General features: G+C 60.2%; 10 protein-coding genes. 7 read left to right on the plus strand and 3 right to left on the minus strand.

Going from position 1 to position 12,032, the window contains the following annotated elements; all coding sequences use genetic code 11:
- Nucleotides 1-61 precede the first annotated feature (61 nt).
- Nucleotides 62-748 carry a DUF5710 domain-containing protein gene (locus DW732_RS00335; protein ID WP_118098066.1) on the plus strand — a complete coding sequence of 229 codons (687 nt, stop codon included), beginning with the start codon at nt 62-64 and terminating at the stop codon, nt 746-748.
- Nucleotides 749-1,192: 444 nt separating this feature from the next.
- On the opposite strand, the gene DW732_RS00345 is transcribed toward DW732_RS00335, so the two are convergent.
- The gene (locus DW732_RS00345; RefSeq protein WP_118098070.1) at nt 1,193-2,275 is read right to left on the minus strand and encodes an HNH endonuclease; all 1,083 of its coding nucleotides are present in this window, start codon (nt 2,273-2,275) and stop codon (nt 1,193-1,195) included.
- 215 nt (nt 2,276-2,490) lie between these two features.
- Between DW732_RS00345 and DW732_RS00350 the strand changes: the two genes are divergently transcribed.
- On the plus strand, nt 2,491-2,982 hold the full coding sequence (locus tag DW732_RS00350) for a hypothetical protein (protein ID WP_118098072.1): 492 nt from the start codon (nt 2,491-2,493) through the stop codon (nt 2,980-2,982).
- Between the two features lie 100 nt (nt 2,983-3,082).
- Here the strand turns inward: DW732_RS00350 and DW732_RS00355 are convergent, their stop codons facing one another.
- Nucleotides 3,083-4,549: an ATP-binding protein gene (locus tag DW732_RS00355; RefSeq protein ID WP_118098073.1), complete on the minus strand. Its 1,467-nt coding sequence runs from the start codon at nt 4,547-4,549 to the stop codon at nt 3,083-3,085.
- Nucleotides 4,550-5,094: 545 nt separating this feature from the next.
- On the opposite strand from DW732_RS00355, the gene DW732_RS00360 reads away from it, so the two are divergent.
- The 4 genes from DW732_RS00360 to DW732_RS00375 all read left to right on the plus strand — a co-directional run bounded on the left by DW732_RS00360 (nt 5,095) and on the right by DW732_RS00375 (nt 9,750).
- Nucleotides 5,095-8,130, plus strand: a complete 3,036-nt coding sequence (locus tag DW732_RS00360) for an insulinase family protein (RefSeq protein WP_118098075.1) — start codon at nt 5,095-5,097, stop codon at nt 8,128-8,130.
- A 316-nt stretch (nt 8,131-8,446) separates the two neighbouring features.
- Nucleotides 8,447-8,710 carry a type II toxin-antitoxin system HicA family toxin gene (locus DW732_RS10185; RefSeq protein ID WP_117735449.1) on the plus strand — a complete coding sequence of 88 codons (264 nt, stop codon included), beginning with the start codon at nt 8,447-8,449 and terminating at the stop codon, nt 8,708-8,710.
- Entirely contained in the window at nt 8,703-9,032 is a 330-nt protein-coding gene (locus tag DW732_RS00370) for a type II toxin-antitoxin system HicB family antitoxin (RefSeq protein ID WP_022094981.1), read from the plus strand. Before DW732_RS10185 ends, DW732_RS00370 begins: the two co-directional genes overlap by 8 nt.
- A 121-nt stretch (nt 9,033-9,153) precedes the next feature.
- Nucleotides 9,154-9,750 (plus strand): 5-formyltetrahydrofolate cyclo-ligase, encoded by a 597-nt coding sequence (locus tag DW732_RS00375; RefSeq protein ID WP_118098077.1) that lies wholly within the window; start codon nt 9,154-9,156, stop codon nt 9,748-9,750.
- A 42-nt stretch (nt 9,751-9,792) separates the two neighbouring features.
- On the opposite strand, the gene metA is transcribed toward DW732_RS00375, so the two are convergent.
- Entirely contained in the window at nt 9,793-10,719 is a 927-nt protein-coding gene (gene metA / locus DW732_RS00380) for a homoserine O-succinyltransferase (protein ID WP_118098079.1), read from the minus strand.
- A gap of 211 nt (nt 10,720-10,930) precedes the next feature.
- Between metA and DW732_RS00385 the strand changes: the two genes are divergently transcribed.
- On the plus strand, nt 10,931-11,908 hold the full coding sequence (locus tag DW732_RS00385) for an L-lactate dehydrogenase (RefSeq protein ID WP_118098081.1): 978 nt from the start codon (nt 10,931-10,933) through the stop codon (nt 11,906-11,908).
- Nucleotides 11,909-12,032: the final 124 nt, after the last annotated feature.

Genomic DNA, 12,032 nt, shown 5'->3' on the forward strand with positions numbered 1-12,032 from the left:
GCGATGTCTGCGCTCTGCGGTATCCTTGAGCCACTTGCACCTGCAGCACCAAGGAGCCGCCATGCGCACCGAGCTCGATGTTCCCTTTTCGCACAAAGAAGAAGCCAAGGCGCTGGGCGCCAAATGGGACCGAACCAAGAAGATCTGGTATGTACCTAGCGGCGTCAACCCCGAACCCTTTGCCGAGTGGCTGCCCGGTGTTGACCGATCCGACCTCTCGGCGCCGTATATATATCTAGTACTGGGCAAGCGCGAGTGCTGGAAGTGTCACAAAGAGACCTCGGTCGCGGCCTTCGGCATTCCCTATCGAACCGATAACGACGAGAGCATCACCATCGCGCACGCACCCAACGAAGCCGGGCACATTGCCATCGACACGGCCAACGCCAACGCACTCGCCATCGTGCCCGCTCTTGGCTGCGCGCCGGGCGAGATCCGCGACTACCTTCATAAGCGCTGCGGCTACAAGCCCGTGGGCGCGCGAGCCTCCAAAGCCCCGTCGCTCGGCAACACGTGCACCAGTTGCGACGCGCTGCAAGGCAGCCGCTATCTGTTCGAGGAGCCCTCGTCCCCGTTTGCCCTCACTGCCATCAACAAGCTGCCGGCACTGGAGTTTGTGCGCGTCGAAGTTGCCGGCGTCTTTGGCATCCCAGCCGCGCGCACCAATTTTGACCAGGCACTCTTTACCTGGGCACGCGACCACCACGCCGAGTTCCACAAGCAGCTCGGTGAGGGGATTTATTTGTAGAGGCAAAAGACACTCACAGCCAACTCCTCCGCATCACCTGTCCCTCGTCGCCGGCGTCGTACACGATATCGAGGCCACAAACAGGGCATTTCTCCGGATACACCGGCATATGAACGCCTGTCCGTTTTCTCACTTCGTCGCTGAGTCTGTCGCGCGCATCGATGAACCGAATGTCGAGACACGGTATTTGCGAGCCGCAGCAAGGGCAGGTGACGACAAACGACCCGCAATCAACCTCTACGCTCGGAAACATATTGTTGTCTATAAGGGCACACGGCAGTTTTCCGTACTTCCCCATCGCAATATCGCCTCGCCAGCTCATACACGCTCCCCTCTCGCTATACAAATCAGGAAGAGCATGCACCAGCAGGTGGGCGCGATATTGCATCGCCACGCGATCCGATCAAACAACACGATCGTCAAAGAATGCCAAAGCCAAATACGCTAATACGGCAGAAGCCCCGCCTTTTCACGCTTCTTTTCCGAGCGATCGAACTCAATGCGATGGGCCTCAAGAAACACCGTATTGGGTCGCCACTGACGCTCATTCGGCTGCCTTAGCGTCGCACCTGCAAAGGAAGCGTAGTCGGTCTTATCCAGCAGGTACGATCCGCACAGCCGATATTCACCGCAAACAGGCTCAAACGAAATCAGATGAGCATCAAATAGGGAATGTAAGTCGCGCCGAAGCAGAATGCCATTGCTGGCAACTTGCGATTTAGGGCCCGAGTAATTCTCGATATGTGCAGCCTCCAGAGCTTCGCTGACGCCGCAGTCCGACACCGCGCAACGGCCGTCATAGGCGGCAACGAGCTGCTTGCGGAACCATTGTTGCCCCAGTCGCTCGCGCCTTAACGCATAGCGAACTTTTTCGTCATCGGTCGCATCCCGTCCGGCAAACTCAATGTCGACTGGCATGTGCTTCAGATAGCTCATGTCGGACGCAAAACGAGGGTCAGGCCCGCCTTTATGAACGGGACCATGCAGAACAAACCAGCCGTTTTCGGGCTCGAACCGTTCAACAAACGCAAGGCCAAGCACCTTATAGCCCACCTCAGTTGCAAATATGACTCCAACTGGAACGCCACATTCCATGCAGTTGAGCATTTTCCGGTTATAGTCTTGGTCTCGAGAACCAACGGTGCCCGGCGCTTGAACCGAATACTTAATGACCCACGTGCCGTCATCCAAATAGAGCGGAGGAACATCGGTATAGAAACTCTTTTTAGAGTTATGAACCGAGAGCGCAAAGATCTTATCGGGATCTTGCTTCACCCGATCCTGGCCCGGCCAGAAGATCCCTGAATCCCGCGTTACGGGAAAGAAGTCCGAGCCAATTCTCAAACGATACTGATATTGAGGGCTATCTTCCTTGGTGTGGTGCGGAAGGCTGGTCCAAACGCCGCCGCGCTGCTCCTCACCCAGAAACCACTCCCATGCCTCAACGTATTCGGAAGGCACGAGACTGCAGGCACGGTCATAGCTTGGTCCATCCATCAACGGAACAGCAAGGTCAAAGTCGTTCATCGCCAGCACCTACAACCATACGAACACGAGTCATGCCCTTCAATAATATGGCCGAGAGTCAATTATTACGAGATCTCATTCCGCAATCGGCACATCGTTGATGCTCTCGGTTTGCCGCTGGCGCGCCCGCGCCCCACTACCCCACTCCCCTGTATACTGATGTAGCACGTGTTTCGTCCGGGCTTGCTGGGCCGGATTGTTCATGGGAGGGTCTTATGGCTGCTTCGAATCCGCCTAAGGGGAGCGTTTCTTCTTCGCCCATCAAGCCGGTGACGCGCAAGGCCGTGCGTTGCCAGCGCGAGGTCGCTTGGCTTGTCACGCAGGCGGCGGGCAGGCTTGTGGCGACCACTCAGGACGTCAATGCGCCTACGCCGAGCTTTGTGTTAGCGGCGGCACTGGATTTTGTGCGCCAATTGGAGCTTGCCGCACAGGATGCCAGCGGCCACCTCGACTACCAGAATGTTATGGCGCCCGACCTGTTGACCTTTTGCCGCATGGCCAAGTTGCCCGCCGCACCCAATGCGCTTTCGGACGCAGGCTACATGTTTACGCTTTCGGGCGCGGACCTTATCCGCGATATCTACGCATACTGCAGCGAGCTCGCCGAACGCCGCGTCTTTGGCGCGGCTGAAGTCAAACCGGGAAATGTCATCAAGCTGGTTCTTAGGCTGTTCTTGATGGGCGGGTTCGGGGCCATGCCGGCGTAAGCCGAGTCTTTAGCATCACCGTCGACTGGGCAACAACTGCTTTACCCTGGTGGGCGCCAATCGAGAGTCGATTAATGGGTCGCCTCGTCCACTAACGCATTTATTCCACGCGCTCTGACAGTCGATATTTGCGGTTGCGGCTTGTCGACGGCGCCGTCGGCTCAAGCTCACCCTGCGCAATGAGTGCATTGACGCGTGCCCTAACCTGGGAAACCGTGAGTCCCGTGCGCTCCGCCAGTTCGCGCGTCCCCAATTCGCCGTAGCGCTTGAGTGCCGTCATAATCAAGTCCCCGCCATGATCGACCGGCTCAACCTTTGAACGGTAAAGTACGACCTTGAACCGATCGAACCCCGGGCAGAACAGGGGCTCGGCCAGACCATGCGCGCGCATGGCATCGATCATCATCGGGATGCCCGAGCCATTTTCCTCAGCCGGCGAGCCTGCGCCATCCGGCAGTGGAACAATCGACATGAGTTTCACGAGCGTTGCATTACGGCATCGGGAGCTGCCGTCAAACAAGTTCTCGCGAGTCTTCCCTCCATAAAGGCCGCCGGGATTCGTCACCTCGATACGGTCGTCAAAAACGTCGACGGCGATCGATTGCCCACAGAACCGATCCCCGTATTCCCTGTGGATAACCGCGTTGGCAACTGCCTCGCGCAGGACCTCCTCGGGAATCTCCAGCGAGTCGATACGCGAGATGCCTTGGACGGTCGAGGTGCGGCGCAGGTTTTTGGCGACAGCCGCGACAGTATCCGAAATCATCTCGCCCAGGGTGCCCTCGCAGACTGTGCGGTCCATAAATCTTAGCGGTCCCGCAGCGCCCTTTTGAGTTCCCGCATGGACAGCCACATCAATGAAGAGCTTGGGATAGAACTGCTGAGGGTAAACGCCCGCGGCAAGGAGGCCGGCCTTGGTAACATTGCCCTGGAAGTCGAGGAGATTCAGGCGCTCCATCTTTGTCTTCTTGTCCGTCGCACCGCGCATCGCTCGAGGCGTCAACGAATAGGCACGCTCTATCGTGCGATCGACCAGCGACTCGTCGAGATCGCCCACACTCGTGCCGGGCACCGTATCGCGATCGCTAGGACTCGTCCGTTCGTATGACGACAGCGCCAAAACCTCGGTCGACGAAAGCGGCACGTCTTTGTCATCGACGCGCTTGTAGCTGCCGCCCTGGGCGCCCCGCTCTATGACATAGCAAGGCTTGCTCGACGGGTCGAGCTCCTCAATCGTGATGACCAGAACCACGGTGCCCTGGAGCTCCACGCGCTCAATGGTGTATTTGGGCGGATTGGCCAGCTTTCCGCGACCGCCGGCATCGCCCATGCCCGCCACGAATTGGTTGAGCACTTTCTCGGTCTCAAAGTTTGCAACTGGGACAAAACTCGCGCGCTCGCTCACTCCGAGTACGATGATGCCGCCGGCGGTGTTTGCGAAAGCGCTGACCGTTTCCCATACGTCGCGGGAAAGCGTCGTGGCGCTCTCCTTGACCTCGACGTTAAGATCGTCCGAGCCCATGCGCCTTAAAGACTCGAGCAGACCGACCAGCTCGTTTTCGTTCATCTGCATGTCCTTTCGCTCGATCCTGCGGGTGTACCCCAGACGGACACTTCTCATCTCTCGGTTATCTCTCATAAGTATCTCTCATCTTTCTGTTATCTCTCATATTAAAGATGAGTGAGAGATGAGAGATAGGATGTCTGCTAGTTGCTTCATTTAAACATGTTTTTGCTGGTAGAACAATCGATATTGAAACAATATCACGATTGCTTTTTCTCTATTCTGTTCAGTTATCTCTCATAATTATCTCTCGTCTTTCTGTTATCTCTCGTATTAGAGATGAGTGAGAGACGAGAGATACGTGAGTGATACGTGAGCGTGGATTTTTGGACGGTCGGAAAATGAACGTGGATATTTGGACGGTTTTTGGGCGTTTTGAGGCTAATTCCGTCCGAAAAACCACTGTCATTTGGCGGGCGTCCGAATTTCCACGCTCGTGTGTCCGAAAATCCACGCTCATCCGGCAGATTGGTCGAGGGCCCCATATGGGTATACTCTCGGGGATTCGACTCGATTCGCCCCCGCCGGGGCGTCAAAGGAGGCTGCATATGCCCACCACCTCAACTGACCCTCGCGCCGCTGCCGCCGCGCTACTGGTGCCCGGAACCACCTGCCACGGCTTTACCGTCGAGCGCTGCGAGACCGTGCCCGAGCTTGACGCAGACGCTTACGTGCTGCGCCACACCGCCTCGGGCGCTCGTCTGCTGTACCTGGCGTGCAACGACGAAAACAAGGCCTTTGCCATTGGCTTTAAGACGCCGCCAGCCGATTCCACCGGCGTGTTCCATATTCTTGAGCACTCGGTGCTGTGCGGGTCGGCCAAGTTTCCCGTCAAGGAGCCGTTTGTCGACCTGATCAAGAGCTCCATGCAGACGTTCCTCAACGCCATGACCTACCCCGACAAGACCATCTACCCTGTTGCCACCACCAACGAGCAGGACCTGTACAACCTGATGGACGTGTACCTGGACGCAGTGTTCAACCCGGCTATCTATACCAAGCCCACCATTTTTGAGCAGGAGGGCTGGCACTACGAGCTGGACCTGCCGGAGGGCGCCGAAGGCGAGGGCGACGCCGCGAGCCTGCGCGAGGGCACGCTGCGCTATAACGGCGTGGTGTTCAACGAGATGAAGGGCGCGCTGTCCGACCCCATGAGCGTGCTGGACGACGCCGTCAACGCCGCGCTCTATCCCGACACCGCCTATGCGCACGAGAGCGGCGGCGACCCGCGCGCGATTCCCGCGCTCACCTACGAGCAGTTCCTGGACACGCACGCGCGCCACTACAATCCTTCCAACTCCTACATCACGCTCTATGGCGACCCGGACGTGGACCGCGCCCTGGCCTTTTTGGACGAGCGCTATCTGTCGCAGCCGAGTGCCGCGAGCCGCCGCATGGACGCAGCCGTTGCCGCCGGCGAGGACCCGTCCGCGCTGGCGCCCAATCCGCTGGGCGTGCAGGCGCCCGTGACCTGCGAGTATAAGCGCGTCGAGATGGCCACCACGCCCGAGAACGCCCTGGTGGGCCTGGGTCTTGTGCTGGGCAGCGCACTCGACCGCAAGCGCACGATCGCAGCGGATATCCTGTTCGAGGCGCTGCTGGGCTCCAACGAAGCGCCGGTTAAGAAGGCCATTCTGGCCGCCGGCCTGGGCGGCAACGTGGTGAGCTACACCGCGGCCGAGAGCCTGCAGCCCTACGAGCTCATCATGCTGCAAAACGCGCAGTCCGGCGTGGCGCGCGAGCTGCGCCGCGTGTTCCAGGACGCCTGCCGCGACCTATGCGAGCATGGCGTTCCGCGCGAGCGCCTGGAAGCCATCATCAGCAGCAACGAATACGACCTGCGCCAGCGCGACTACGGTATCGCCGACGGCGTGGCCATTGCGTGCGACGCGCTGAGCACCTGGCTCTACGATGACGACGCCGCGACGCTGGCGCTCAAGTACGGCCCGGTGTATGAGGAGCTGCGCGGCGACCTGGACGGCAGCTACTTTGAGGACCTGCTGCGCGAGCTGGTGCTGGAAAACGACCACATGGCACTGGTCGAGCTGGTGCCGGTGGACGCCGCCGAGGGCGCAGAGGGTGCCGAGGCCGCCGAGCTGGCAGCCAAGCGCGATGCCATGACCGATGCCGAGCTGGCCGACGTGGTCGAGCGCACGGCCGCGCTGCGTGCCGCGCAGGAGGCAGAAGACACGCCCGAGGCCAAGGCCACGCTGCCGCGCCTGCGCGTGTCCGACATTGGCGAGGCGCGCCCCGAGCCGCCGCTGGTCGTAGACACGACCGCGCCCATCCCCTGCCTGCGCCACGGCATCCCCACCAACCGCCTGGCCTACGCCATGCAGTATTTCGACCTGAGCTGCGTCGCGTTTGAGGACCTGCCCTATGTGACACTGCTCTGCCGCCTGCTTAAGCAGCTGCCCACGCGCGAGCACTCGGCCGAGGAACTCGACAACTTGCTTGCCGGCAAGCTGGGCTTTTTGAGCTTTACGACCGAGGTCATGACCCAGCCCGACGTGGACGGCGTGCGCCCCTACCTGCTGGTGAGCGCCGGTGCCCTGTCCGAGAAGATCGATGCGCTGGCAAGCCTGCCGCGCGAGGTGTGGTCGAGCACACTGCTGGCGGACGCCGACGCCGACCGCGTACGAGACGTGCTCACGCAGATTCGCATTGGGCTTGAGCAGGGCTTTATCAACAACGGCCACTCGGCAGCACTCGGTCGCGCGATGAGTTACAGCTCGCCTTCTGCCGTGGTGCGCGAACAGCTCTCGGGCGTGGACTTCTACCTGTTCTTGCGTGATCTGCTCGAACACTTTGACGAGCGCTTGGATAGCCTGCGCGCCAAGCTTGCCGAGCTGGCGGGCCGCATCTTTGTGGCCGATGGCTGCCTGGCGAGCTTTACCGGCAGCGATGAAGACTTTAACGCGTACTGGGCCGCCGCGGGCGACCCGGGGTTGAGCGCGGACGCTGGCGCCGTCTTCCGCGACGTGCTCGTGGTGCCGGCGCCGCGCGACCGCCACGAGGCCTTTGTCATCCCCAGCGACATCTGCTTTGCGGCAAGCGCGTGCGACCCGCGTCGTCTGGGCATCGACGTGACGGGCGCCTGGGCGGTTGCCGCCAACGCGCTCTCCTACGATTACCTGTGGAACGAGATCCGCGTAAAGGGCGGCGCGTACGGCTGCGGATTCCGCGCGGCCGGCGAGCGCCAGGCGGCGTTCTACACCTACCGCGACCCGGCAATCGATCCCTCGATTGAGCGCGTGGCGCGCGCGGGCGAATGGCTCGGCAGCTTTGAACCCGACGAGTCCGCCTTTGAGGGCTTTATCGTGAGCTGCGTGAGCGGCATGGACGCGCCGGTGAAGCCCTACGCGCTCACCAAGCGCCGCAACACGACTTACCTGGCCGGCCTCGATCCCAACGCGCGCGAGAAGCGCCGCGCCCAGATGCTCGCCGCCACGCCCGGTGAACTGCGCTCGCTCGGCGCCGATGTGACGCGCATCGCAGCCGAGTCGCCGACCTGCGTCTTTGGCGGCCGAGACGTCATCGCCAAGAGCAACGCCGACTTTAACGTCGTCGACCTGATGGGCTAACGCACGGCAAAGGTAGATTTTTGGGACATGTCTAAAAATCTACCTTTTTTCTGCGGTTTGAGCGGGGCGGCGCAGCCCACCGCAGCGGTTTGTCTCAATCTGTAACATCTAGGTCCAATTTTGCCGAGTTACTGTTACAGATTGAGACAAACCGCCGCAGACGCCCACTCCACAGCACAGACCACCACAAAGGTGCCTGTCTCCGTCCTCAGTTGTGATTCGAACACTTGTTCTATACGCACACATGTTCTATAGTAGAGGTGCTTGCATCAAACTGAAATTGCAACTAGAATATAGTTGCAGAATGTGAGGCGGGATGACTCGATCCGATAAACTCATCGCCCAGCTGCTTAGCTGTCCTTCAACGTATAGATTCGCTGACTTTCTTAAAGTTATGGCTTCATATGGCTTTGAAATGGACAGCAAAGGCAAGACATCCGGATCGCGCGTTCGCTTCTACAGGCCATCAGATGGCAGGATGTTCGTAATGCACACGCCTCATCCATCTGACGAATTGACAGCGGGGACCATTCGAAACATCGTTCGCTTTCTGCAAGATGTCGGAGGTAGTCATGAGTAACGTTTTGGCATACAAGGGTTATTTCGCCCCGGTCGAGTTCGATGCCGAACAGCATGTGCTAACAGGTATGGTCGCCGGCATTAGGGACGCAATCGTATTTGAAGGCTCCACGGCTGAAGAAGTGGAGCAATGCTTCCACGACGCCGTCGACGATTACCTTGAGTTTTGCGCCGAGAAGGGCAAGGAACCCGAGCGGGCTTTTAAGGGCTCGTTCAACGTAAGAACGGGCTCTGAGCTCCACAAGCAAGCAGCGCTGGCGGCGGCAAAGAAGGGTGAGTCACTCAATAAGTTTGTGACTGAAGCGATCGCTGCGGCGCTGTGAAGCCAACGTCGAGTCGAAGCCGCCACAAAGGGCGCCTTTGCGGCGGCTTCGACGTTTGCCCAGATAAAACCTGCCAAAATAAACCTGTCCCTTTTTGGTAGGTTTGGGAGAGGGAGCTGGGATGGATAAGGCTGAGTTGCGACGGGCGGTGATTTCCCGGCGCGATGCTCTTGATTTGGATGTGCGTGCGGCAAAGTCCGCCGTTATCTGTACGCGGCTGGTTGAGCTGTTGGATCGCTCGGATGCCGCGGTGCCGCACACCGTTGCCATCTATGCCGCGATGGGTTCCGAGGTCAACCCTGCCGCGTTTGCCGCTGCGGTCGCCGCGCGCGGCTGGCGCGTGACCTATCCGTGCATGCTCTCGGCAATTGATGCCGCAGCTTGTGGCCAGCGCATGTGTATGCGAGCAGTTGCCGCCGACGATGCGTTCGCGGCTCCGTTTATCGCCCACCCCGCGCGGGCCTTCGCGGCCACGGACATCGACAGCGGCCGCTTCCCCATCGTGCCTGCCGAAGCACTCGACATGATTGTTGTGCCGCTCGTGGCCTTCGATCAAACCGGCGCGCGTCTGGGCTACGGCGGCGGTTGCTACGACCGCTACCTGCCCATGCTCTCACCCGCATGCCAAATCATCGGCATCGCCTTTGACGAACAACGCATCAACCACGTCCCCACCGATGCCCACGACCTGCCGCTGCCCGACATCATCAGCGCCTAATCGCCGCCACATCAGCCACGGCTACAGCAGTACCATCGCAGTCTAGTGCTCCTCGCCGGCGCGGGCCAGGTCGTAGGGCGTGGTCTGGTAGACGTAGTAGTTGAGCCAGTTGGTGTAAAACAGCTGAGCCTGGCTGCGCCAGACGTTGCGCGGCTCGGCGGTGGGGTCGTCGCCCGGGAAGTAATGTGCCGGCACCTCGGGATCAAGCCCGCGCTTCACGTCGCGCTCGTACTCCAGACGCAGCGTGTCGGTATCGTACTCGGGGTGACCAAAGACAAAGAAGCGGCGGCTGTCAGTCGACTTGACGATGTACAGGCCCACCTCGTCGGACACGGCAACGACCTCGAGCTGCGGCTCGGCTTCCACGTCCTCGCGGCGCACATCGGTATTGCGCGAATGCACGGCATAGAAACGGTCGTCAAAGCCGCGGACCAGCGGACTCTGCGGCTTCACCAGATAATGCTCAAAGACGCCGCTCGCCTTTGCCGGCAGGTCGCACTTCTGAATACCGTAATGATGGTAGAGCCCCGCCTGCGCGCCCCAGCAAATGTGCAGCGTAGAGTGCACGTGCGTGGTGGACCAATCCATAATCTGACAGAGTTCGGGCCAGTAGTCGACCTCCTCGAACGGCATCTGCTCCACCGGCGCGCCCGTGATGATCAGGCCGTCGTAGTGGATATCGCGGATGTCGTCGAACGTGCGGTAGAACGTCTCCAGGTGGCCGGCGCTCACGTGCGTGGCCTCGTGCGTTTTGGTGCGCAGCAGGTCCACCTCCACCTGCAGCGGCGTGTTGGAGAGCTTGCGCATGATCTGCGTCTCGGTGGCGATTTTGGTGGGCATGAGGTTGAGGATGAGCACGCGCAGCGGACGGATGTCCTGGTGCAGCGCGCGGTACTCGGTCATGACAAAGATGTTCTCACTCTCGAGCTGCGCGGCGGCAGGGAGGGCGTCGGGAATGCGAATGGGCATGGAAGCTCCTAACGAGTCAGTTGCAGCTATGGTACAACGAGCGACCCCATCCGCGCGAGCACATCGCCCAGCGATGCCGTCGACGGCCCAAATCACTCCAAAAGTAGAAATTAAGGCATGTCCCAAAAATCTATTGCACTTTAGTCTAGCAAAGTGGCAACAGGACGCTACAATGGTTCGACGCGAAAAACTCGGCCGGAAGGATACGTATATGTACCAGACGCGTAAGATCGGTGTGGTCGGCCAGGGCCACGTAGGAGCACATGTCGCCAACAGCCTGCTTATGCAGGGCATTGCCGACGAGCTGTACCTGTGCGATATCAACGAGGCCAAGGTGACGTCCGAGGTCCAGGACCTGCGCGACTCCCTTTCGTTTGTCCCGTACAACACCAAGATCGTCAACTGCTACGACCACTACGAGGAGCTGGCCTGCTGCGACGTCATCGTCAATGCCGCCGGCAAGGTCGCGCTGGCCGCTGGCAGCCGCGACGGCGAGCTGTTCTTTACCACCGACGCCGCGCGCACCTTTGCCAAGCGCATCGTCGACGCCGGTTTCGATGGCATCTTCGTCTCCATCTCCAACCCCTGCGACGTCGTGTGCACCGAGCTGTGGCACCTGACCGGCTACGATCCCAAGAAGATCATCGGCTCGGGCTGCGGCCTGGATTCCGCCCGCCTGCGCACCGAGATCTCCAAGAAGATCGGCGTGAGCCCCAAGTCCATCGACGCCTACATGATCGGCGAGCACGGCTTTAGCCAGCTTGCCGCCTTTAAGGCCGCAACCATCGCCGGCAAGAGCCTCACCGAGCTTCAGGCCGAAAACCCCGACAAGTACGACTTCGACCACATGGAGATCGAGGAGCTCGCGCGCAAGGGCGGCTATGTGACCTACGCCGGCAAGCAGTGCACCGAGTACGCCGTCGCCAACTCCGCCGCGCGCGTCTGCGCCGCCGTTCTGCACAACGAGCACGCCGTGCTTTCGGCCTCTACGCTTATGACCGGCCAGTATGGCGAGGAAGGCATCTTTACCTCCCTGCCGTGCGTGATCGGTGCCGAGGGCGTCGAGGAGGTCTACACGCTCGACCTTTCCGAGCACGAGCTCGAAGGCTTCCACAAGAGCTGCCAGCACATCCGTGACAACATTGCCCAGCTCGACTGGTGGGATGCCGAGGCCTACGACGCCAAGTAGGTCGTCGGTTGACGCGATACCCCCCACGCATGGACGCAATGCAGAGCGGGCCGCGCCGGAAATCCCCGGTGCGGCCCGCTATTTACGCACGCTGTTCGCTTGCGAATCGAAGGTGAATACTTTT

The sequence above is a fragment of the Collinsella sp. AM28-11LB genome (assembly GCF_003469895.1).
Taxonomy (GTDB): Bacteria; Actinomycetota; Coriobacteriia; order Coriobacteriales; family Coriobacteriaceae; genus Collinsella.